Genomic DNA, 21,461 nt, shown 5'->3' on the forward strand with positions numbered 1-21,461 from the left:
CCTCCCTTTGGGATCAGACTACTTCGATCATTTCAGCATCGGCCTTGCGCACGCTCAGCTCGTAGTTGCGCACGGTCAGCTCCATGGGGTCGCCCAGAGGTGCCACCTTGCGGACATAGATCTCGACACCCTTGGTGATGCCCATGTCCATGATGCGGCGCTTGACCGGGCCTTCACCGTGCAGCTTTGCCACAGTAGCGGTCTCGCCGACCTTTACGTCTTTCAGAGTTTTCATTCTTAACCATCCTCCTCTGCTTGTCTTTATAGAGAGACTATTCCAGTTTCGGAGCAGCTCCCAAACAGCGCCGGGGCACTGTTCAGCCAATCATGATACGGTTTGCCATCGTCTTGTCCAGCGCGATGCGGCTCTCCTTGACCTGCAGGATCAGGTTGCCTGCGATCTCGTTGACGACCGTTACCTCACTGTCCACCACAAAACCCAGCTCTGCCAGATGCAGCCGGATCTCGTCCTTGCCGGTGATCTTTTTGATGGTGACGGTCTCTCCTGCTTTTGCCATTGTCAAAGGCATCATACTTCCGCTTCCCTTCTTGTTTGAATCTGGGATATCGCTGCGGTTAGTCAGCCGCAACTACCAACGTGGATAGTTTACGCTTACTAACCTTTTATGTCAATAGTTTTTTCATATTTAAAAGTTAGTTCATATGAACAAACAATTTTTCTGCCCGAGTTTTTCCGTTTTTTCACCACAATCAACAATAACTAACTCAAATTATTGAATCAAAGTTAGCCATTGTTTACATTTTCTCGTTCTTTTTTGGCGGCATCTTGTAAACTATCACAAGGCTTTTCCCTACTCCTGCTGTGCTCTTTTGCAGCAAATGACACAGCCGCACGGTACAGTGGTCATTCTGCACCGCGCGGCCGCGTGTCAAAAGGAGGATTTCTTTCCTGCCGGTGCGTGGACACCGGCAGGCGCCAGGATAAAAAGAGAGTATTTGAAAAGAGAATGACAACATCAAGCCGCCACGGCAAGGCGGAGAATGGGCGTTCCGCTGTGGAACAGCCGCAGATAGACAGCTGTGCATTTGCTCAGCTGGTCAAAGTGCTTCTGCGCTGCATCCGGGTCGCCGTAGGACTTCCAGCAGCCGCAGCAGGTAAAGTTCTTGCCGCGGTTCTCGATAAAGCCCACCACATCCCCCAGCGGATAGCCAAGGAACACCCCGATCTCATGGGGAAAATCCTCCGAGCAGCACAGCCGGCGGGAGAGCTGGGTGAGCATGCCGCCCACATCCAGCGGTTCCCCCGCTTCCGGCAGACGGTATCCCTCCTGCCGCAGGAAGCTCTGCACCTTTTCGTCTGCCAGTACAGCAGACAGCCTGCTTTCGCGGTAGACGTACACAAGATACCGGTGGTTGCGCACGCAGCCCTTGAGCACCCGCACCCGCAGGCCCTTGGGCTGAAGCTGGACATTCCAGTTTTTCACGCGGCGTGCAAGGTCGGCGCAGTCGCGGGTCTCGTAGCGGAACAGGCCCGCCGGTTTCAGGCTGGCCAGCACCGGGGCACACTGTTCGATCATGACCGTTTCAAAATTGCGTTCCATGTCTGTGCCCTCCCGCCTTGTTTCTCCGGGCTATTGTTTCCCGGATGCACCGTGTTTATAAGTTAGATGTTTCTAACCCAGATTTCAAAAAAGAAGCGGCTTTGCGCGGAGCAATCAAGGCTTCGGCCTGCCGATTGGTTTCTTGCGGTTAGTTATTTCTAACGTGACTGTATCTTACCACAGCCCGGGGGCATTGTCAACACTTTTTTCCAAAAAAGTTATTTATAGCAAACCATTATTTGCTTCGGCCTGTTTTTTGCGCATCCTACCGTTTTGAGGTACGGTATGGTATAATGAAAAAAAACTTTTTTCAAAGGAGCATGTTTCCCATGGCGCAGAACATCACACCGGAAAGCCTGATCTCGATCCTCGCCGCCGCACTGGCCCAGAAGCCCACAAAGCCGTTGGTGCTGGCGCTGGATGGCCGCTGCGGCAGCGGCAAGACCACCCTTGCCGACGGGCTGACCCGGCAGTTTCCGGCCAGCATCGTCCTGCACACGGACGATTTCTATCTGCCGCCCGCCCAGCGTGTACGCGGCTGGGAAAAAACACCCTGCGCCAACATGGACCTTATCCGTCTGCGGGACGAAGCCCTGCGCCCGGCCTATGAAGGCCAGCCGGTGCTCTACCGCGCCTACTCCTGCCGGGCAGGCGCATACCAGCCTGTGCAGGAGCTTGCCGCACAGCCGCTGGTCATTCTGGAGGGCAGCTACAGCCACCACCCGCTGTTGGCCGGGTATGAGACCCTGCGGGTCTTTGTCACCTGCTCAAGAGAAGAGCAGACCCGCCGCCTGCAGGCACGGGAGGGTGAGCGGTACGCCAATTTTGCCGCCCGGTGGATCCCGCTGGAGGAGGGCTACTTTGCCCAGTACCGCATTGAGGAAACGGCAGATCTTGCGGTGGACACGACCGCAGCCAATGCCTGCGCAGGAATGATGTGCCGGTGAAAAAAGGCACAGTTGTGAACTGCGCCCCTGTGGCATCGCTATCCAGCAAATCAGCAAACAAAAAAGACGGATATTCCGCAACATCTCAGATGCTGTAAGAATATCCGTCATGGTCGGAGCAGCGGGATTTGAACCCACGGCCTCCTCGTCCCGAACGAGGCGCGCTACCAACTGCGCTATGCCCCGAAAATACCGCAGCCAGTTGAGACTGCGGTTTTCTGGTTGGGGATGAGAGAATCGAACTCCCACAAGTAGAGTCAGAGTCTACCGCACTACCACTATGCAAATCCCCATTATTCTGTTTGTCTGCCACGCTGTGCGCTGCTGACAGGGAATATTATACTCGAAAGGGTCTTGCTTGTCAACCATTTTTTTATTTTTTCCGTAAAACTTTTCTCCCATCTGCTCTGCCCGCAAAAACAGTCCGTGGGACCGTGTAAATTTTTTGCACTTCTCTTGACACGGTGCCCCATCCGGAATAATCTTATACTATAAATAAGCGGGTTCCCGGGCAGACTGACTTTCGGAGCCGGAATGCACGGTGCTGAACAGCAAATGAAAGAGGGCTTTTGAATGAAAAAACGTGTTGGAATCCTGACCTCCGGCGGTGATTGTCCGGGTCTGAACGCCACCATCCGCGGCGTAGCCAAAGCGCTGTATGCCCGCATGGGCGAGAATGTGGAGATCGTGGGCATTCTGAACGGCTACAGCGGTCTCATCAACGGCGATTACAAAGAGATGTGTGAGGACGACTTCCGCGGCATCCTGACGCTGGGCGGCACCATTCTGGGCACCAAACGCACCCCCTTTAAAATGATGCGTGTGGTGGAGGACGACAACATTGATAAAGTCGCCGCCATGAAAAAGACCTACAAGGAAGCCAAGCTGGACTGCCTGCTGTGTCTGGGCGGCAATGGCACCCACAAAACCGCAAACCTGCTCTCGCAGGAGGGCCTGAACATCATCGGCCTGCCCAAGACCATTGATAACGATATCTACGGCACCGACGTGACCTTCGGTTTCCACACCGCCGTGGACATTGCCACCGATGTCATCGACCGCATCCACACCACCGCCGGCAGCCACAGCCGCGTAATGTGCATCGAGATCATGGGCAACAAGGCCGGTTGGCTGACGCTGTACTCCGGCATTGCTGGCGGTGCAGACATCATCCTGCTGCCGGAACAGCCCTATGATATCGACCGTGTGTGCTCTGCCGTGGAGCGCCGCGCCAAAAAGGGTTCCAACTTCTCCATCATCGCTGTAGCCGAGGGTGCCATCAACTGCGAGGAAGCCGGCATGAAGCGCAAGGAGTGGATGGCAAAGCGCGCCGAGGCAGGCTTTGGCACCACCGCCACCAACCGCATTGCACAGGCCGTGCAGAAAAAGACCGGCATGGAGACCCGTGTGTGCATCCCGGGCCACATGCAGCGCGGCGGCAGCCCCAGCGCCTACGACCGTGTTCTGGCCACCCAGTTCGGCAGCTATGCGGCAAAGCTGGTAGAGATCGAGCGCTACGGCGTAACAGTCGCCATGGTGAACGGTCACGTCACCCAGAACCGTCTGGCCGACATTGCAGGCAAGACCCGTAACGTGCCGGAGGGCTGCGAGCTGCTCACCGTCGCCCGCCGCATGGGCATCAGTCTGGGTTGATCACCATTTGAATGCTCTCCGCTTTGCTCTGAGCATTTTTAGCGGAATAATTATTTTTTATTGGGGATTCCTGAAAATCTGCGGATTTTTCAGGAATCCCTTTTTCACCGGAAGGGTCCCAACCGGCAGATGCTTCAAACACACTGAATGCCGTTTTCCGCTGCGCCCTCTCCCGTGAAAATGCAGATCCCGGCAGGCCGCAGCCTGCCGGGATCTGCTCTATTTAGGAATCATATTTCCGCTGAATATGGCCAGAGTGCAACAGCGGCCATTCAAAATCGTCTGCCTGACAAATCAAAGATCCGTCACATCATGCCGGGTAGGCTGGTTCTGTTCAAAGGCCACGGCGCTTTCCAGCACACCGCGCACCATGCTCTCCACATCCTCGTGGGTGTAGAAAGCCGTGTGGTCGGTCAGGATCACATTGGGCATGCTGCGCAGAACCGCCAGCTCCGGGTTCGGGATCACATCGCCCATGCGATTATAATAATACAGGCCGTTCTCGTTTTCCAGCACGTCCAGGCCCGCCGCGCCGATCTTGCCGCTTTCCAGCCCGGCGATCAGTGCATCACTGTCGATCAGCTTGCCGCGTGCGGTGTTGATGATGGTCACGCCCGGCTTCATGGTCTCAATGGCCTTGGCGTCGATGAGATGGTGGTTCTCCTCGGTGGCATTGGTGTGCAGGGTGATGACATCGCTTTCGGCCAGCAGTGTCTCCAGCGGCACATACTCCGCGATCTTCTTCACCTCTGCATTGGGGTACAGATCGTAGGCCAGCAGACGGCAGCCAAAGCCAGACAGATGCTGCAATACCGTGCGGCCAATGCGGCCGGTACCGATCACGCCCACCGTGCAGGTGGAGATGTCACGGCCGATCTTTCCCTGCAGCGAGTAGTCCTGCGCTTCCCCGCGCTTGAGGATGTGTCCCGCCTTGCGCAGGCTCATCAGCATGAGCATAATGGCAAAGTTCGCAACGCCGTTTGGGGGATAATCCACATTGGCCACCTTCATCCCCAGCGTCCGGGCAGTCTCGCGGTCCACATGGTCGTAGCCGATGGAGCGGCAGCAGATGGACTTTACGCCCAGTTCATGGAAGCGCTTTACCATGGGCGCGCTCATATCGCAGGGCGTTACCGATACAGCGTCATAGCCCTTTGCCAGCTCTGCATTTTCCAGTGTGGGATATTCCTGCGTATAGCCGAACTCGATATCCAGCTGCGGTGCCAGCCGCTGTGCAATGCTCAGCTCATCGTACGGACGCAGCGTGTAAAAAAAGACTTTTGTTGCCATAGAACTTCCCTCCCGGCTGATTTTGTCTTTATTTTAACACGTTCTGCGCGGACTGACGCATTTTTAGTGGTGAATTATATTCATCTTTTGCATGAGGACGCATATTTCCATGCAGATGCTGCAAAAAGAGTTGTAAAAAATCGGAAAAGAGGGTATGATAGAAGGAGCAAGTCGTAGTATACATCACTGAAACATAAAAGGAGTGTGCCTTATGCGCGCTTATGAACGGCTTTTGAATTATGTCCGGGTGCACACCACCTCGGATGAGACCTCCGGCACTCACCCCTCCGCCGAGCGGGAGTTCGACCTTTCCCGCCAGCTGGTGGAGGAGATGAAGGCTCTTGGCATGGAGGATGCCCATGTGGACGAGCACTGCTACGTCTACGGCACCCTGCCCGCCACCCCGGGCTGCGAGGACAAGCACGCACTGGGGCTCATTGCCCACATGGACACCGCCGATGATGCCAGCGGCGAGAACGTGCAGCCCATCGTCTGGGAGAACTACAACGGCGGTGACGTGACCCTGCCTGCCACCGGCATGGTGATGAAGCCCTCCATGTTCCCCTTCCTCCCCTCCATGAAGGGGGAGACTCTTATCACCTCGGACGGCACCACTCTGCTGGGCGCCGACGACAAGGCCGGCATTGCGGAGATCCTCACCGCCGTGGAGACCCTGCAGCAAAAGGGCCTGCCCCACGGCAGACTGTGCGTAGCCTTTACGCCGGACGAGGAGATCGGCGAGGGCGCAGAGCTGTTTGACATCCCCGGCTTCGGCGCAGACTTTGCCTACACTGTGGACGGCGGCGATGCCGGTTCCATTGAGTACGAGAACTTCAACGCCGCTTCTGCCACCGTGACCATCCACGGTTTCTCTGTCCACCCGGGCACTGCCAAGGACACCATGATCAACGCTTCCAATGTAGCCATGGAGTTCCATCAGGCGCTGCCCATCACCGCCCGCCCCGAAACGACCGAGGGCCGGCAGGGCTTCTATCATCTGTGCCAGATGTACGGCGATGTGACCACCGCAAAACTGGGCTATATCCTGCGCGACCACAGCGCTGACAAGCTGCAGTTCAAAAAGGACAACATGCTGGACATTGCCGAGTTTTTGAACGGCAAGTACGGCGAAGGCACCGTTGAGGTGGAGATCAAGGACAGCTACCGCAACATGCTGGAAAAGATCAAGCCGCATTTCCATTTAGTAGAAACCGCACGCAAGGCCACCCGCATGGCCGGGCTGGAACCGGAAGAGATTCCGGTGCGCGGCGGCACCGATGGCGCTATGCTGAGCTGGAAGGGCCTGCCCTGCCCGAACCTTGGCACCGGCGGCTTCAACTTCCACGGCGTGTGTGAGTGCATCACCGCCGAACGCATGGACCGCTGCACCGAGATCCTGCTGAACATCATTTCTCTGTACGCAGAGTGATTTTTTATTCTTAATATACAAAAAGTGAGTGCTGTTTTGGGATAGCATCCACTTTTATTATACTCTGACGTTTGCCTTTACGACTCTTCACGTGAAAACGCAAATCAGGGCAGACCGCAGTCTGCCCTGATTTGCTCTATTCATGCCCAACACGCCAGCGGAGGGCATTCAAATCATTTAACCCACATTGATATGTCCCACCGGCATGATCTTCCGCTTGTTATCGTCGGGCTTTGCCGTCAGGCTCATGGCCAGCGACACCGGGCCCACACGGCCCATGAACATGACCGCCATATACAAAGCTTTCGCGCCCCGGTTCAGCTGGCTGGTAACGCCCACCGAAAGGCCCACCGTACCAAAGGCCGAGCAGGATTCAAAGATCGCGTCAATGATCGATACCGCCTCCGAAGTGTTGTAGTACACCACCACAGCCGAGCCAACCGCCGCCAGCCCGCCGAGCACGATAATGGTCAAAGCACGATAAACCGTCTTGGACTCGATGTGGTGCTCTGCGATCACACAGTCGTCGCGGCCCTGAGCCACGCTGCGGATGGTCAGGATGATGACGGCAAAGGTGGTCACCTTCACACCGCCGCCGGTGGAGCCGGGTGCCGCACCGATGAATTGCAGCACACTCATCAGCAGCTTGGTAATGGGCCCGCAGGCGGCAAGGTCGATGGTATTCATGCCCGCCGTACGGGTAGACACCGACTGGAACAGCGCCGCCATCAGCTTACCGGGCACAGAGAGCCCGCCCATGCTGGCAGGATTGTTCCACTCCATCAGCGCGATGAGCGCCGCACCGCCGAGCCACAGGATCACCGAGAAGCTCAGCACCACCTTAGCCTGCAGAGACAGGCGGTGTTTTTTGTGGTACTCGCCGATCTCCACCCAGACCATAAAGCCCAGACCGCCGGAAATGATCATGAACATCACAACGGCCTGTACATAGTAGTTGTTCACATAGGGCACCAGCGAGGAATACTGCCCGAACCGGCCAAACAGGTCAAAGCCCGCGTTGCAGAAGGCCGAAATTGCCGTAAACACACTGACCCAGATACCCTCCAGCCCAAACTGCGGCACAAAGACAAACAGCAGCAGCAGGATACCGATGCCCTCAAACAGCCCGGCCAGACCCACCACGATCTTCAGCACGTCCTTTGCCTGCGCGTATCCGTCTGCCGAGACGCTCTCGCCCAGCAGCCGCAGGTCACGGAAGCCCATGCGCCGCCGCATGGCCAGCGCAAAAAAGCTGGTGAGCGTGACCAGACCAAGTCCGCCTACCTGAATGAGCAGCAGGATCACGGCCTGCCCGAAGAAGGTGAACTGCGTCCAGGTGTCCCGCACGATCAGGCCGGTAACGCAGGTGGCACTGGTGGCCGTGAACATGGCATCCAGCACATCCAGCTGCCCATGCCTGCTGGCAATGGGCAGGCTGAGCAGGAAAGTCCCCAGCGCGATCACGATGACAAAGCTCCCGCAGATGATCTGCGTAGGCGTATACCCTCCCTTGCGCTTGCCCGCCGGGCGGTAAAACAGCTTTTTCCTCTTTATCTTTTCCATAAGATCCTCCGCACGCGGCAAGACCTGCCGCGGCTATTTCATTTCTCCTATAGCATACACCATTTTGCTTTACGGTTCAACTTGATTTTATCCGCAAAATGCTGTATTATAATAGGGTATCTGTCTCCGTAGCTCAGCTGGATAGAGCGTCCGCCTCCTAAGCGGAAGGCCGTGTGTTCGAATCACATCGGGGACGCCATTTCAAGAAAATGCGAAGGTCATTTTTCCATGGGAAAGACGATCTTCGCATTTTTCATTTTGAACCGATCGCCAAAATCAGCCAGCGAATGCCATTAGCAGAATTTTCGGTCCCTGCTAATAAAATCGGCTTTCCAGCTAATTGAGGCCAAAATCGCCGTTTTCTATGCTTTCTGCTAAAATTGGCAGACGCTCCCCTATAAACCGGTGTCAATCTATCTGGACGGGATGCTGTTCAAGTACACCCAGCCCCGGCATCAGCCGGGCCATTTCTGTTTTCAGGACATTGCCACCCGAAAGAAAAGCCGGCAGAGAAAGTTCCTGAACTCTCTGCAAACGAAAGGGGTCTGCTGCACAAAATAATGTACAGCGGCCCTTATTTTTATAAAATACCGCTGCAAATGAATTGAAATCCTACTAAATAAATGGTATATTGATAGTATAACAAACTGCAACAAATCCGCGTGGCACTTTTGTGACGATGCAGTGCCGCACATAGAAAGAAATAAGAAAGGCCGTGCAGGGATTATGACGATTCAGGAGTGTTATAAAGAAATGGGCGCAGACTATGAAGAGGTATTTCATCGGCTGCCCCGTGAGAGTATGGTCCGTAAATTTGCGCTGATGTTTTTGAACGACGACAGCTATCCAAAGCTGGAGCAGTCACTGAAGGAAGGAAACGCACAGGAAGCATTCCGTGCGGCACACACGCTCAAGGGTGTATGCCAGAACCTTGGCTTTACCAATCTCTATCAGCCCGCCTATGAGCTGACCGAGGTGCTGCGTGCGGGCACACTGGAAGGCTCCGGGGAATGGTTTGCCCGTGTGACGGAACAGTACAAGATCACGACGGATGCCATCCGTGGGGTGCAGTAACGCAGGCTGCCCCCCACAGTTTTCCGCCCGCCATGTACGCCGATGCAAAGAAATCGGACACGCGTATTTTTTATGTATAAATACGTGAAAATTCATTAAAAATCCTTCATGGCAGTAGTAAAATATTTTTATGTTTCTGTCATTCTCTGCCCTTTCGCGGTAGAGGGAGAGTACAAAACAGGACACACGCAAAATATTTGCGGCATCCTTTCCGTGGGCGGGTTTTACAGCGCACACTCTTGCGGGCAGTGATGTACGACAAGTAGGCCAAAGCAGCTTTGCCGGAAAATGGCTGCTGCCCAAGAGTTGTGAGGAGAACGATTTAGTGAACAAAAGAACATTGCACCGCCTTATTTTACTGCTTGCGGCATTGGTGATGGCGGTTTCCCTGCTGACCGGCTGCGGCACAAAAACCGCAGAACAGGTACAGCAGGAGGAGGACGCCCTAACCATTCAGGTGTACCGCCACCCGGCAGATCCGCGCACTGGATGACCCCGCACTGGCAAAGATTCCGATCCTTGCCATGACCGCCAACGCATTCGACGAAGACCGCCGCAATGCCTTGGAAAGTGGCATGAATGGCTTTTTGTCCAAACCCATCGTGATCGGCGACCTTGTGCAGGAGCTGCGCAAGATCCTGTGACCAACTGCCGTTCAGGCATAAAAATAAAGCACCCACAGCAATTTGCTCACCGGAGGTCAAACCTCTGTGGCGCTTGCTGTGGGTGCTTTTGCTTTTGGGCGCTGTTTATTTCAATACCTCTGCAAGGACCTGCAGCAGGTGCGGAATATCCAGCGGCTTTGCAATATGGCCGTTCATACCGGCTTTCAACGCATTCTGACGGTCTTCCTCAAAGGCATTTGCCGTCATTGCAAAGATGGGGATGCCCGCCTTTGCGGCATCCGGCAGGGCACGGATCTGCCGCGTTGCCTCGTAGCCGTCCATGTTGGGCATCTGGATGTCCATGAGGATCAGGTCATACTGTCCGTCTGCCGCCTGCTTCATCTTCCGGACGGCGATCTCACCATCCTCGGCCGATTCCACCTCAAAGCCTGCTTCCTTCAGGATCTCCTGCGCGATCTCGCGGTTCAGCTCGTTGTCCTCCACCAGCAGGATCTTTTTCCCTTTGAAGGCCTCCGCATTCAGCTGCACCGGCCTGCGGGCAGGCTCTGCACCGAACGGCTCTGCCAGCACCCTGCGCAGCTCCGAGAGGAACAGCGGCTTTTCGCAGAAGGCGGTAACACCGGCAGCGCGGGCTTCCTCTTCAATATCGGCCCAGTCGTAGGCCGTCAGGATGATGATGGGGCAACTTTTTCCGATCACCTTGCGGATCTGCCGCACGATCTCGATGCCGTTCATATCGGGGATCAGCCAGTCGATGATGTAAACGCTGAATTCATCTCCCTGTTCCATGGCGTACCGGGTGCGGATCACCGCTTCCCTGCCGGAGATCGTCCACTCCGGCCGCATCCCGATCTTGGAGAGCATGGTGCTGACGCTCAGGCAGGTGTCGGTATCGTCGTCCGCCACCAGTGCCCGCAGCCCTTCCAGCTGCGGGAGCTGCCTGAGCTCCACCTTTTGTCCGCTGAGCGCAAAGCAGAGGTTCACGATGAACTCGCTGCCCTTGCCCGGCTCGCTCTCAATGGCGATGGTGCCGCCCATCAGATCCACAATGTTCTTGGTGATGGACATGCCGAGGCCGGTGCCCTGAATGCCGCTGACGGTGGAGTTTTCCTCACGGGTGAACTCCTCAAAGATGTGCTTCTGGAACTCCTCGCTCATGCCGATGCCGTTGTCCTTGATGCGGAACTCATAGCAGGCCCGGCCCGCAGGCGCACCGTTTTTCTCGGCAATGCGGATGCTGATCATGCCGCCTGTGGGGGTAAACTTGATGGCATTGGACAAAATGTTCAGCAGGATCTGGTTCAGCCGCAGCGGGTCGGTGATGATATCCTCGTTCTCCACATCCATGGTATCGATGAAAAGCGACAGCCGCTTTGCCGAAATATTGGGCTGGATGATGGAGCGCACATCGTGGACGAGATCCGGCAGATGCACCGCTTTTTCCTCGATCTTTACCTTTCCGCTCTCGATGCGGCTCATATCCAGCACATCATTGATGAGGGAGAGCAGATGCTGGCTGGAAGTGGAGATCTTTTTCAGGTAGTCCAGCACCTGTTCCCTATTGTCGATATGGGTCGCAGCCAGCGAGGTGAAGCCGATGATGGCGTTCATGGGGGTGCGGATATCGTGGCTCATATTGAACAGGAACTCCCGCTTGGCGCGGTTTGCCGCCCCCTCGTGCTGGAGCGCGATCTCCAGCTTGCGGTTCTGCTCTTCCAGCTGGGTCTGATACTTCCTCTCCTGCTCTTTTTTCTGCTGTTCCATCTCCTGCACGGAGCGGCGGCGCAGCAGCTGAAGGACCATTACAAGCAGGCTGTAGCCGACCAGCGCAATCAGGACCAGCGAAAGCGACTCCCGGAAGATCATTTTTTCATCCGTGTACGCATAGAGATCGAAGGATCTGCCATGGCAGAACATCCCGAAATAGCAGCCGGAGCCGTTCCAATCCCGGGTATGGGTCAGCTTTTCTGCGGCACTGGCTTTGCGGATTCCCTGCACCAGCGGGCTGTCCGCAGTATCCTGCCCCATCAGCTCCGGGCGGTTTGCGGCAATGACCTGATTGTTCTGCACAATGAACAGCGTGCCGCTGGTTTCTGCCGGGTAGCCATCCAGTACGCTCTGGATGGACAGCGCCGTTTCCTCCACAAATTCCGCCGGGGTATACCGGTAGGCAAGCAGGAGCAGCTCTGTGCTTTCTGCCCGGTGTGCCGCAACATCCACAGCAGAGCCATCTTCCAGCAGGACGCGCTTCACATAGGTCTTTCGCGGGTAAGATAAAACATCCAGAATGGCGTCATTTTTCAGCTGGCCGCCAAACCGGGCATAGCCGATGCCATTGGTCGTGGACTCGCACCGGAGCGTGCCGTCCGGCCCCAGAACCGAAATGCCGGTGAGCCAGAGCTTTTCTGCCTGCCTGTTCAGGCACTGCGGGTCGGAGAGGTCGAGGGCAGGGTCCTCTGCCAGCTGATTGACCGCGACCGCCGTGCGGCGCAGTGCCTTTGCCGTGATGGTATCATTGTACTTTTCAAAGCTGGTGGACTGGGATTTGACAAACTCAAGGGTCTGGCAAAAGCGTTCCTCCGCTGTACGCATTGCCCGCCAGCCGGAAAGAAATGTCACACCGATCATCAGGAGCACGCCGACGATCAGATAGCCCGCCCATCTCCTTTTATCCGGGGTGGTTCTGTTTTTACGCGCCAATGGTGTCCACCTCCAGATACTGCGCAGCATTTTCAAGGTATCGGCCAATGATCCGCTCCAGCGTGCCGTCCGCGCGCATCTGCGCAAGGGTATCGGTCAGCTGGCTGTCCAGCCCGCGGGTGTCGTTTCTGGCAAAGGCGATGCCCAGCCCGGTGACCAGCAGCGGTTCCTCCAAAATGCGGAAGTCTACGGCATTGTCCTTCATATATTGCAGGATTCCTGTCTCGTGGGCGGCGATGCCGTCCACATAGCCGCAGGCCAGCATTGCGTACTGCACACTGCGGTTTTCGATGCTGAGCACCTCCACCGTCTGCGGGATGCGCGGGTCGGAGCCGCTGAGAAAGATCTCCTCCGGCTTGCCGGTGCTCTGCACGGCGATGGTCTTGCCGGCAAGGTCGCTGAGGGATCGGATGCTGCTGTCGGCATCCACCGCAACCACCTGACGGCTCACCATGTAAGGCCCCGCCCAGCGGTATACCTCTTCGCGGCCATCCATGGAAAAGCAGCCCCAGATGCAGTCGATGGCACCGCTTTCCACAAGATTTGTTTTCTGCTCCCAGTCGATCGTTTCAAACCGGGCAGCATACCCCATGCGGCGGAACGCCTCGGTGGCGATCTCCACATCGATCCCGGTGGGGACACCGTCATTGTTCAGATAAATATAAGGCGGGTAGGTGTCGCTTCCCACAACGAGTTGTGCAAGACCGCTGTCTTTTGCTTCCTTTCCTCCGCAGGAAGTCAGACTGCCTACGGCAGCAGCTGCCGCCAGCAGCGTGCATCCGTTCAAGAATGCACGGCGTGAGATTCTGTGTTTCATTCGGGCTTTTTTATACTCCTGTTTTGATCGCATCCGCAGCTCAGTTTGGATGCCCCTGTAGCTCTTCTTTCAGGTCGGTCTGGATATCCGTCAGGCATTGCAGCAGCAACGGATTGAACGCCCCGCACTCGCCGTTCAGGATCATCTGCACGGCTTTTTCGTGGGGGTAGGCTTTTTTGTAGCAGCGGTCGCTGGTCAGTGCATCGTACACATCGGCCAGCGAGACCAGCTGTGCGCTGATGGGGATCTCATCGCCCTTCAGCCCATCCGGGTAGCCGCGGCCATCCCAGCGTTCGTGGTGCCAGCGGGCGATCTCGTAGGCGGTCTGCAGCAGCGGCTGCTCGGCAAAATCTTCCAGACCGTGCAGCATTTCGGCGCCCCGCATACTGTGGGTCTTGACCAGCTCAAATTCCTCCGGTGTCAGCCTGCCGGGCTTGTTGAGGATCTTTTCGTCAATGGCGATCTTGCCGATGTCGTGCAGGGCAGAGGCCAGCGGGATATGATCCTGCTGCTCCGCCGTGAGCGGATATCTGCTGCTGATGTCCAGCAGATGGTGGAGCAGCAGTTCGGTGATGGTGCGGATGTGCCGCACATGGGGCCCGCTTTCGCCGTTGCGGAACTCCACGATGTGGCTCAGCACGCCCACCAGAATATCCGTATCGTTTTCGCGGGCGCGGATCTGATCCGACACCATCTGTACCAGCCGCCGCTGCTTGGCGTACAGCTTGATGATGTTGGTCACCCGGCGGTATACGATGCGTGCATCAAAAGGACGGTTGACATAGTCGCTCGCACCCAGCTCATAGGACCGCCGGATCGCATCTTCGGAGTCCTCGCTGGAGATCATGATGACCGGGGTGTCCTCGATGGTATGGTTGGCATTCATGGCCCTCAGCACCTCAAAACCGTCCATTCCCGGCATATTGATATCCAGCAGCACCAGTGCAATGTTTCCGGCTTCCTCCTGCAGTTTTTCCATGCATTCCTGTCCGTCCTTCGCTTCCAGAATGCGGTACTCCTGCCCCAGGATCTCCGACAGCATCACACGGTTCATTTCGGAGTCGTCCACCAGCAGGATCTGTGATTTTTCCTGCAAAAATCTTTCCAGCGCAGCCAGATCCTGCCCCGGGACCTCCACCGTGACGGTATTCTTGCGGCGCTTTGCCTGATACATCAGCCGGTCTGCACGGCGGACCACATTTTCCATCGGGTCGGTGATGGACTGCATGGTTCCGCCGATGCTCAGCGAGATGCGGAAATGCGAGTAGCCGGGTACGGATGCCATCTGCACGGCGGTGCAGATCTGTTCCAGCTTGGTGCGCAGAAAATCTCCCGGAATGCCGGGCAGCACCAGCAGAAACTCGTCCCCGCCGCAGCGGATGAGCAGGTCCGACTTCCGGATGCGGGATTGAATGGCGTTTGCCGCCGTTTTCAGCGCCATATCTCCGGCATGATGCCCATAGGTATCGTTGCAGATCTTGAAATCGTCCACATCCAGCAGTGCGACACCCGCCGGGCCGATGATCTTGCGGACGACCTCTTCGTAATAGCGGCGGTTGTAGGCTCCTGTCAGCGGGTCCCGATAAAGCTCTTCCTTGAGCTTCTGCTCCCGTGCAGCATGCTGCTCGGCGGTTTCGTCCACCGGTGCTCTCTGATTTTCGGTCAATTGTTTCAGCTTCTGATTCGCTGCGGCAAGGGCTGCTTCCTGTTTGTGGAGCTTTTCGATCAGCCGCCGCTCGCGCTTTTTGTAATAGACCTCGATCTCGGAAAGTGTATTCACGTTCTAACCTTCTCCTGCATCATTTACATCATTTGTGTGCTTTCTCTGCGGAAACGCGCTTGTCCGCTATTTATTTTCGGGGGGGGGTAACACGAAAGCGTTTTACCGTCTGTTCCAGCGCAGCGATATCCACGGGTTTGGACAGATGCTCGTCCATACCGGCTTCCCTGCTCTTCTGCATATCCTCAAGGAAGGCGTTGGCGGTCATGGCAAGGATGGGGATGATCCTGCCCAGCGGATTCTCGCCGCTGCGGATGCGGCGGGTGGCTTCCAAGCCGTCCATCACCGGCATCTGCACATCCATCAAAATCATGTCGTAATCGCCGGGCTTTACGCTGGCAAAGGCATCCACGATCTCCTGACCGTTGGAGCAGATGGTGCAGCTTGCACCCTTGGCTTCCAGCAGCATTTCCAGAATTTCGGCGTTGATAGCGTTATCCTCGGCGCAGAGGAACTTCATGCCGGACAGGGGCGAAGTTTCTTCCGCTTCCTCCGGCAGGGCCTGCACCTGTTGCGCATGGTCTGCCTCGGCATCAATGGGAAATTCCAGCACCACCTCAAAGCGGGTGCCCTTGCCGGTGGCGCTCTCCACACCGATGGAGCCGCCCATCAGGTCCACAATGCTCTTTGTGATGGCCATGCCAAGGCCGGTGCCCTGCACCTTGTTGGTGCCGGAGCGCTCCTCGCGGGTAAAGGGATCAAAAAGAGTCTTCTGGTAGGCCTCGCTCATGCCAATGCCGTCATCCTGCACCACAAAGCGGTATCGGGCGTAGTGCTCGTTCCGGGGCAGCTCGTCCACCTCAAACCGGATATGTCCGCCGGTGGGTGTGTATTTGACTGCGTTGGAGAGAATATTCATCAGCACCCGATTCAGACGGTTGGGGTCTGCCAGCACATTTTCGTGCTGCAGATGGGTGTTTACCGTAAAGGTCTGGCGGCGCTGACCTGCCTGCTGGCGGATGATGCTGTCCAGCTGGCTGATCTGCTGGGGCAGATTCATTTTTTCCTCATTCAGGGTGGTCTTGCCGCTCTCGATGCGGCTCATATCCAGAATATCGTTGATGATGCCCAGCAGCAGCTGGCCGGAGTTTTCCAGCTTGCCCAGATGTTCGGCCAGCTTTTCCGGCTGGTGCAGCTCGTTTTTCATCAGGGTGGTAATGCCGATGATGGCGTTCATGGGGGTGCGGATATCGTGGCTCATGTTGGCAAGGAAGTCCGTCTTAGCCTTGCTGGCGCGCTCGGCGGACTGCAGTGCCTCCGCGGCAATGTCCTGTGCCTGCCGCAGCTCATCGTTTGCCTGCGTCAGATGGATGTTGTATTGCTCAAGACGGAGGTTCGCTTCTTTTTCTGCCTGCAGCTCCTGCTGCTGCTTTTGCCGCAGGAGAGACCAGCCGACAAAAACTGTTATGACCGAGAACACCATCGCAATGACGATGATGATGACCATGACGATGTTGACCAGCTTTTGGGTATTCACGGCCACATATTCTGCCGGAACAAGGAATGCCAGCGTCCACCAGGCGTTTTCCATCTGCTTCAGGGCGTAGAAATACTCGGTGCCGTCCAGCACGGCGTTGGAATAACAGGAACCTGTGCAGTCAAGCCGCTCCTTTGCCTCCGCAAAGGAAGAGCCGTGCAGATAGGACATCCGGGAGAGCACAGTGTATACGTTGTGTCCCTTCAGCAGTTCGGTATCGTTGGCGTTGAACAGCTTGAAACCATCGTCATCCAGCACATAGACGCTGTTGTTATTTTCGTAGGCATCACAGCGGAAATAATCGTTCAGCTGGGTCATGCTCTGCGAAATGCCAAAGTAGCGCAGGGTGATTCCTTTTTCTCCGCTTTGCAGTGTGATGGGGGTGGAGAGCTGTTCCAGGAACACCATCCGGGAATCGTCCACGGTCAGCGAGTTGGAAACATAGCTGACCCACTGCGGAGAGTCTGCCAGATAGTTCATTCCTCGCAGCAGCCCCATGCGGCCATTCTGAGTATAGTAATGTCCGGCAGAGTCCACGGCAATCAGTTCGATCTGTCTTTCATGGTAATTGGAAAGCTCCGACAGCTTTTTCAGATAGCGATAGAACTCGGTATCGGTCTTTAACGGAGTGCAGTACAAATAATTGCATTGTACTTTCACCTCGCTCCAATGGTTGTCGATCACATCCTCCAGACTGCGGAACATCTGATGGGTGACCTCTTCCATCTGGTTCAGCCGCTCATGGTAGACAAGGTTCTGGATGTAGGTCCGGCTCACGATAAAAAGGGTCAGGATGACCGCAACGATGACAACGCCGATGCCCCAAAGCAGCTTTTTATATAGTTTGTTGTTCACATCTGGTATCTCCTGTCTGTTCTGTTTCAGATGCACCCTAGCTCCATGCGGTATCTGCCCGGCTGATGGTGGTGTATGCACCAAAGAAGGCTTTTGCAGCATCCATGCCCACCACGCCGCTGTCTGTGACCGTGGTCTCCGCAGCCAGCTGGTCGCTCACACCGCAGATGGCAACCTGATAGGTCTTGCCCGCATCCGGCTGCACCGGGCTTACCAGCACATAGGGATAGCCCTTGCCGTTGCCGTAGGCATCATAACCAGAAGCAAGCAGGTCGTTGATTTGCTGCCCGGTCAGGGCAACGGTCTGGATGGTGCGGTTCCAGCCGGTAGGTAAAATCACCGAAAGGTCGTAATCCGTAATGCCCTTGGCATACAGCTTGGCAGCTACGCCGTGATGGTTCTGTTCGGACGGGTTGCCGGGGATCCATGTGCTCAGCGACACCAGTGCAAGGTCGCTGCCGGTAGCCTGTGCAAAGCAACGGCCCACCAGCATGGCGCAGTCCTCCTGCGAAAGCTCCTCCGTAACGGTAGTGATGACATCCGGGGTGTTGTTCACCACACTATCCTGATCCTCGTCCAGCTGACGGATCACATCCTCCATGGTGGCGTTGCCCTTGATAAAGTCCAGCATTTTAAGGCCGGTGGTCACGATGGTGTTTTCCCAGCCGGAGTAGATAAAGGGCGCGGTGTTGCCTGCATTCAGGGCATCGGCGATGTCGGCATAGTAGGTGCCGTCCGCTTTTGCGTCCTTAAAGGGCAGCAGGCTGCTTTTCAGCGCCGTTGCGGGCTGCAGAGCGCTGGTGCCTGCAACGGTGGATAGCACACGCATCACCTTGAGCGCATCTTCCAGCTTCTGGGGGTCCTGCTCCAGCTTTTTATTCAGACCGTAGAAGCGGTTCACATTCAGCACAAAAACGTTCTGGGTGCCGTCCTCCGAGAGAAACGGCATCAGCCCGTATTTATCGGCGTTGCCGTCTGCCTCCACGATGCCGTTGGTGCCGCCCATCAGAAACAGGGTGTTGCCCTCGGTCATCCTCTGCCGGGTCACATTGTCGTCAAGAGCGTCGCCGGTGTCGTTCAGCATCCCGATGTCCTTCCACTTCTGGACATAGGCCATCGCCTGCATCATGCCGGGGGTATTGCTGACATTCGCCTTACCGGACAGATAATCCCGCTGCCACAGCCTGCCGTCCAGTGTGCCGAGGAAATCGGCGTCCGCAATGTTGCACAGGTACTGGAAACCGTAGCCCGGATACTGGATCTGCGGCAGACAGAGATCAACCCCTGCTTCCTTTGCCTTTGCCGCCAGTTCTTCCAGCTCCGCGAAAGAATTGGGCAGCTCCCAGCCGTATTTCTTCAGCAGGGTCTTGTTGTAGGTGATGCCGTAGCAGTTGTAGGTCGAGGGCAGCAGGTAGATGGCACCGTTATCGAACACGTCCTGAAGACGGGACTCCACATAGTTATCCGTAAAATCGTAGCCGGAAAGGTCCAGCAGTTTGTCGGAGACCAGATCGATCCGGGGGTCGTAGTAGGTCAAGGTGCAGACGTCCGGCAGGTCGCCCGCCGCAAACATATTCTGCAAACAGGTGGTGGTGTTATCGCCGCTGTAGGGAACGACCTCGATGTTCACTTCCGGGTAAACGCTGTGTACCTGCTCAATAAAGGCTTCTATCTCCTTATAAGGTGCCATAAAGGTGATGGCTTCGTGCGCATCGTCTTTTTTCGTCGTTTCGGTCTTACCGCCGCCGCAGGCGGTCAGCGCTGCCGTTGCCGCCGTAATGCCGCAAACCTGCAAAAACGAGCGGCGGGAGATCTTCTTCATCATACGAATATTTTCCTCACATTTTCGGAGGCAGTACCACGCAAGTGCAGTAGCGCAGTGCTGCTTTAGCGATTCTTACACATCCCACAGGAACCCCGACGCTTGCGAGCAGACCGCACTGAGTTTTGCATCGATTACCCCATAAAAGCAGTGTTATTATTTTAACACTGCAACAAAAGCGTTTCAAGCTATTTGGGAATTTTTCGCACTTAAAAAGGTAAATTCCGGGCTTTTTATCGTTATTTTCCTTCCGGTGCGGCAAAAAAACGCAAAAAGCTGAGCACCTGTTCTTTCACAGATGCTCAGCTTTGCACGACTCTTCTGTTATTTACCGCTGCGTTTTCAGCATTCTTCCCGATGGTAACGGTTGCTTACATAGCGATCCAGCCAAGGGCATTTGCCACCGAGCTGACCAGAATGATGGCCGCAAAGATGGGGCACAGATACTGGATCATGAAGTTGAAGATCTTTTTACGGCGGAAGGGCTTGCCGCCCAGCGTCACCTCTTCTTCGATCTTCTGCACGCCGATCACGCGGGACACCAGCAGGCAGATAGCAATGGCTGCAATGGGCATCATGACAGAGTTGGTAAGGAAATCGAAGAAATCCAGAAACTGCATCCCGAACACCGTCACGCCCGCCAGCGGGCCGTAGCCCAGTGCGGACAGGCTGCCCAGCGCCACCATGATCAGGCCGATCAGTGCCGTTGCGCGCTCGCGGCTCCAGCCCAGCTCGTCCTCAAAGGTGGAGACCGCGCTCTCGGTCAGGGCAATGGAGCTGGTGACGGCTGCAAACAGCACCAGCAAAAAGAACAGGATGCCCACCACGTGGCCAAAGCCCATGCTCTCGAACACCTTGGGGATAGTAATGAACATCAGCGCCGGACCGGCCTGCAGGGTATCCGGGTCGCCGCCGGAGAAGGAGAACACCGCCGGAATGATCATCAGGCCCGCCATGATGGCAATGGCCGTGTCGAACAGTTCCACGTTCTCGGTGGATTCCTCAATGGAGACATCCTTTTTCATATAGGAGCCAAAAGTGACCAGAATGCCCATGGCGATGGACAGCGAATAGAACATCTGACCCATGGCTGTGACCACCGTCATCCAGGAGAAGTTTGCCACATTCGGCACCAGAAAATATCTGACGCCGGCCAGTGCGCCCGGGCGCGTGACCGAATAGCCCGCAATGACCACCGAAAGCACCACCAGCACCGGCATCATCACCTTGGAAACACGCTCCACGCCGTTGCGCACACCGGCAAAGATGATGGCCAGCGTAAAGGCCGTGAAGATCAGAAAGCACACCTCTGCCGACAGTCCGCTGGAAATGAAATTGGAAAAATAACCGTCCTGCGAAAGCTCACTGCCATGGCCGCTGATATACTCCGACAGATAGCGGATGACCCAGCCGCCGATGACCGAATAGTACGGCACGATCAGAATGGGGATGACCGCATTGATCCAGCCGCCGAACCGCAGGCCGCCCTTTTTGCCAAAGGCGCCAAAGGCACCCACCGGGCTTTTGTGGGTCATGCGGCCCAGTGCCGTTTCGGCCACGATCATCGTGTAGCCAAAGGTGACGGCCAGCACGATGTACACCAGCAGAAAAATGCCGCCGCCGTATTTCGCGGCGAGGTACGGAAACCGCCAGATATTGCCAAGGCCCACCGAAGCGCCTGCGGCCGACAGCACAAAGCCGATCTTGCCGGAAAAAGCGCTGCGCTTTTGTTTTTGTGTATCCATGTTGCAGATCCTCTTTTCCTATATTCCTATACACAAGTGGTTTTAGTGTACCATATCTGTCGGCCAAATACAACGGTTCCGCCTGTTTGCGTACAGAAAAACAAACAGCGCCCCGCAAGGG

General features: G+C 56.1%; 18 protein-coding genes and 3 tRNA genes. 7 read left to right on the forward strand and 14 right to left on the reverse strand.

The genetic code is table 11. The features are described from left to right. Positions 1 to 13: 13 nt before the first annotated feature. The 3 genes from MTP37_RS10355 to MTP37_RS10365 all read right to left on the reverse strand — a co-directional run bounded on the left by MTP37_RS10355 (position 14) and on the right by MTP37_RS10365 (position 1,562). Positions 14 to 235 (reverse strand): FeoA family protein, encoded by a 222-nt coding sequence (locus MTP37_RS10355; protein WP_005944554.1) that lies wholly within the window; start codon positions 233 to 235, stop codon positions 14 to 16. Positions 236 to 317: 82 nt separating this feature from the next. Further along, positions 318 to 533, reverse strand: coding sequence for a FeoA family protein (locus tag MTP37_RS10360; RefSeq protein ID WP_249237206.1), 216 nt, complete (start codon positions 531 to 533; stop codon positions 318 to 320). 444 nt (positions 534 to 977) lie between these two features. Next, entirely contained in the window at positions 978 to 1,562 is a 585-nt protein-coding gene (locus MTP37_RS10365) for a DUF3793 family protein (protein ID WP_249237207.1), read from the reverse strand. Positions 1,563 to 1,891: 329 nt separating this feature from the next. Here MTP37_RS10365 and MTP37_RS10370 point away from each other — a divergent pair, with 329 nt between their 5' ends. Further along, a complete protein-coding gene (locus MTP37_RS10370; RefSeq protein WP_249237208.1) occupies positions 1,892 to 2,509 on the forward strand; it encodes a uridine kinase family protein in 618 nt (205 codons plus the stop codon). A 110-nt stretch (positions 2,510 to 2,619) separates the two neighbouring features. Here the strand turns inward: MTP37_RS10370 and MTP37_RS10375 are convergent. Beyond that, positions 2,620 to 2,695: transfer RNA gene (locus MTP37_RS10375), tRNA-Pro, on the reverse strand. Between the two features lie 33 nt (positions 2,696 to 2,728). After that, a tRNA-Gln gene (locus MTP37_RS10380) sits at positions 2,729 to 2,802 on the reverse strand. A gap of 280 nt (positions 2,803 to 3,082) precedes the next feature. On the opposite strand from MTP37_RS10380, the gene MTP37_RS10385 reads away from it, so the two are divergent. Continuing rightward, positions 3,083 to 4,162, forward strand: a complete 1,080-nt coding sequence (locus MTP37_RS10385; RefSeq protein WP_249237209.1) for a 6-phosphofructokinase — start codon at positions 3,083 to 3,085, stop codon at positions 4,160 to 4,162. Here the strand turns inward: MTP37_RS10385 and MTP37_RS10390 are convergent. Beyond that, positions 4,149 to 4,304: a hypothetical protein gene (locus tag MTP37_RS10390; RefSeq protein ID WP_249237210.1), complete on the reverse strand. Its 156-nt coding sequence runs from the start codon at positions 4,302 to 4,304 to the stop codon at positions 4,149 to 4,151. The two genes, MTP37_RS10385 and MTP37_RS10390, sit on opposite strands and share 14 nt — an antisense overlap. Positions 4,305 to 4,456: 152 nt before the next feature. Further along, positions 4,457 to 5,452, reverse strand: a complete 996-nt coding sequence (locus MTP37_RS10395; protein WP_249237211.1) for a D-isomer specific 2-hydroxyacid dehydrogenase family protein — start codon at positions 5,450 to 5,452, stop codon at positions 4,457 to 4,459. A gap of 211 nt (positions 5,453 to 5,663) precedes the next feature. Here MTP37_RS10395 and pepT point away from each other — a divergent pair, with 211 nt between their 5' ends. Beyond that, positions 5,664 to 6,881 carry a peptidase T gene (gene pepT / locus MTP37_RS10400; RefSeq protein WP_249237212.1) on the forward strand — a complete coding sequence of 406 codons (1,218 nt, stop codon included), beginning with the start codon at positions 5,664 to 5,666 and terminating at the stop codon, positions 6,879 to 6,881. A 177-nt stretch (positions 6,882 to 7,058) separates the two neighbouring features. Here the strand turns inward: pepT and MTP37_RS10405 are convergent, their stop codons facing one another. Beyond that, positions 7,059 to 8,444, reverse strand: a complete 1,386-nt coding sequence (locus MTP37_RS10405) for a TrkH family potassium uptake protein (RefSeq protein ID WP_249237213.1) — start codon at positions 8,442 to 8,444, stop codon at positions 7,059 to 7,061. A gap of 122 nt (positions 8,445 to 8,566) precedes the next feature. Between MTP37_RS10405 and MTP37_RS10410 the strand changes: the two genes are divergently transcribed. The 4 genes from MTP37_RS10410 (at position 8,567) to MTP37_RS10425 (ending at position 10,162) form a co-directional block, all read left to right on the forward strand. Beyond that, positions 8,567 to 8,643: transfer RNA gene (locus tag MTP37_RS10410), tRNA-Arg, on the forward strand. Between the two features lie 554 nt (positions 8,644 to 9,197). Continuing rightward, positions 9,198 to 9,518 carry an Hpt domain-containing protein gene (locus MTP37_RS10415; protein ID WP_249237214.1) on the forward strand — a complete coding sequence of 107 codons (321 nt, stop codon included), beginning with the start codon at positions 9,198 to 9,200 and terminating at the stop codon, positions 9,516 to 9,518. A gap of 325 nt (positions 9,519 to 9,843) precedes the next feature. Continuing rightward, a complete protein-coding gene (locus MTP37_RS10420; RefSeq protein ID WP_249237215.1) occupies positions 9,844 to 10,011 on the forward strand; it encodes a hypothetical protein in 168 nt (55 codons plus the stop codon). A 31-nt stretch (positions 10,012 to 10,042) separates the two neighbouring features. Next, positions 10,043 to 10,162 carry a hypothetical protein gene (locus tag MTP37_RS10425; protein WP_396344126.1) on the forward strand — a complete coding sequence of 40 codons (120 nt, stop codon included), beginning with the start codon at positions 10,043 to 10,045 and terminating at the stop codon, positions 10,160 to 10,162. 105 nt (positions 10,163 to 10,267) lie between these two features. Here the strand turns inward: MTP37_RS10425 and MTP37_RS10430 are convergent, their stop codons facing one another. The 6 genes from MTP37_RS10430 to MTP37_RS10455 all read right to left on the reverse strand — a co-directional run bounded on the left by MTP37_RS10430 (position 10,268) and on the right by MTP37_RS10455 (position 21,340). After that, positions 10,268 to 12,844 (reverse strand): hybrid sensor histidine kinase/response regulator, encoded by a 2,577-nt coding sequence (locus MTP37_RS10430; protein WP_249237216.1) that lies wholly within the window; start codon positions 12,842 to 12,844, stop codon positions 10,268 to 10,270. Continuing rightward, complete coding sequence (locus MTP37_RS10435; RefSeq protein WP_249237217.1) at positions 12,834 to 13,661, reverse strand: substrate-binding periplasmic protein; 828 nt, start codon at positions 13,659 to 13,661, stop codon at positions 12,834 to 12,836. Before MTP37_RS10435 ends, MTP37_RS10430 begins: the two co-directional genes overlap by 11 nt. A gap of 40 nt (positions 13,662 to 13,701) precedes the next feature. After that, on the reverse strand, positions 13,702 to 15,441 hold the full coding sequence (locus tag MTP37_RS10440) for a diguanylate cyclase (protein ID WP_249237218.1): 1,740 nt from the start codon (positions 15,439 to 15,441) through the stop codon (positions 13,702 to 13,704). 70 nt (positions 15,442 to 15,511) lie between these two features. Continuing rightward, positions 15,512 to 17,773, reverse strand: a complete 2,262-nt coding sequence (locus MTP37_RS10445) for a hybrid sensor histidine kinase/response regulator (RefSeq protein WP_249237219.1) — start codon at positions 17,771 to 17,773, stop codon at positions 15,512 to 15,514. 37 nt (positions 17,774 to 17,810) lie between these two features. Then, positions 17,811 to 19,598, reverse strand: a complete 1,788-nt coding sequence (locus tag MTP37_RS10450; RefSeq protein ID WP_249237220.1) for an extracellular solute-binding protein — start codon at positions 19,596 to 19,598, stop codon at positions 17,811 to 17,813. Between the two features lie 368 nt (positions 19,599 to 19,966). Continuing rightward, positions 19,967 to 21,340 (reverse strand): sodium-dependent transporter, encoded by a 1,374-nt coding sequence (locus MTP37_RS10455; RefSeq protein WP_249237221.1) that lies wholly within the window; start codon positions 21,338 to 21,340, stop codon positions 19,967 to 19,969. Positions 21,341 to 21,461: the final 121 nt, after the last annotated feature.

Origin of the sequence: Faecalibacterium sp. HTF-F (genome assembly GCF_023347535.1) — a bacterium.
GTDB lineage: Bacteria > Bacillota > Clostridia > Oscillospirales > Ruminococcaceae > Faecalibacterium > Faecalibacterium wellingii.

Coding starts and splice junctions, on each gene's coding strand:
- MTP37_RS10455 (WP_249237221.1), bottom strand. CDS start 21,340: ATGGATACACAAAAACAAAAGCGCAGCGCTTTTTCCGGCAAGATCGGC.
- MTP37_RS10360 (WP_249237206.1), bottom strand. CDS start 533: ATGATGCCTTTGACAATGGCAAAAGCAGGAGAGACCGTCACCATCAAA.
- MTP37_RS10435 (WP_249237217.1), bottom strand. CDS start 13,661: ATGAAACACAGAATCTCACGCCGTGCATTCTTGAACGGATGCACGCTG.
- MTP37_RS10405 (WP_249237213.1), bottom strand. CDS start 8,444: ATGGAAAAGATAAAGAGGAAAAAGCTGTTTTACCGCCCGGCGGGCAAG.
- MTP37_RS10395 (WP_249237211.1), bottom strand. CDS start 5,452: ATGGCAACAAAAGTCTTTTTTTACACGCTGCGTCCGTACGATGAGCTG.
- MTP37_RS10385 (WP_249237209.1), top strand. CDS start 3,083: ATGAAAAAACGTGTTGGAATCCTGACCTCCGGCGGTGATTGTCCGGGT.
- MTP37_RS10355 (WP_005944554.1), bottom strand. CDS start 235: ATGAAAACTCTGAAAGACGTAAAGGTCGGCGAGACCGCTACTGTGGCA.
- MTP37_RS10450 (WP_249237220.1), bottom strand. CDS start 19,598: ATGATGAAGAAGATCTCCCGCCGCTCGTTTTTGCAGGTTTGCGGCATT.
- pepT (WP_249237212.1), top strand. CDS start 5,664: ATGCGCGCTTATGAACGGCTTTTGAATTATGTCCGGGTGCACACCACC.
- MTP37_RS10370 (WP_249237208.1), top strand. CDS start 1,892: ATGGCGCAGAACATCACACCGGAAAGCCTGATCTCGATCCTCGCCGCC.
- MTP37_RS10425 (WP_396344126.1), top strand. CDS start 10,043: ATGACCGCCAACGCATTCGACGAAGACCGCCGCAATGCCTTGGAAAGT.
- MTP37_RS10365 (WP_249237207.1), bottom strand. CDS start 1,562: ATGGAACGCAATTTTGAAACGGTCATGATCGAACAGTGTGCCCCGGTG.
- MTP37_RS10415 (WP_249237214.1), top strand. CDS start 9,198: ATGGGCGCAGACTATGAAGAGGTATTTCATCGGCTGCCCCGTGAGAGT.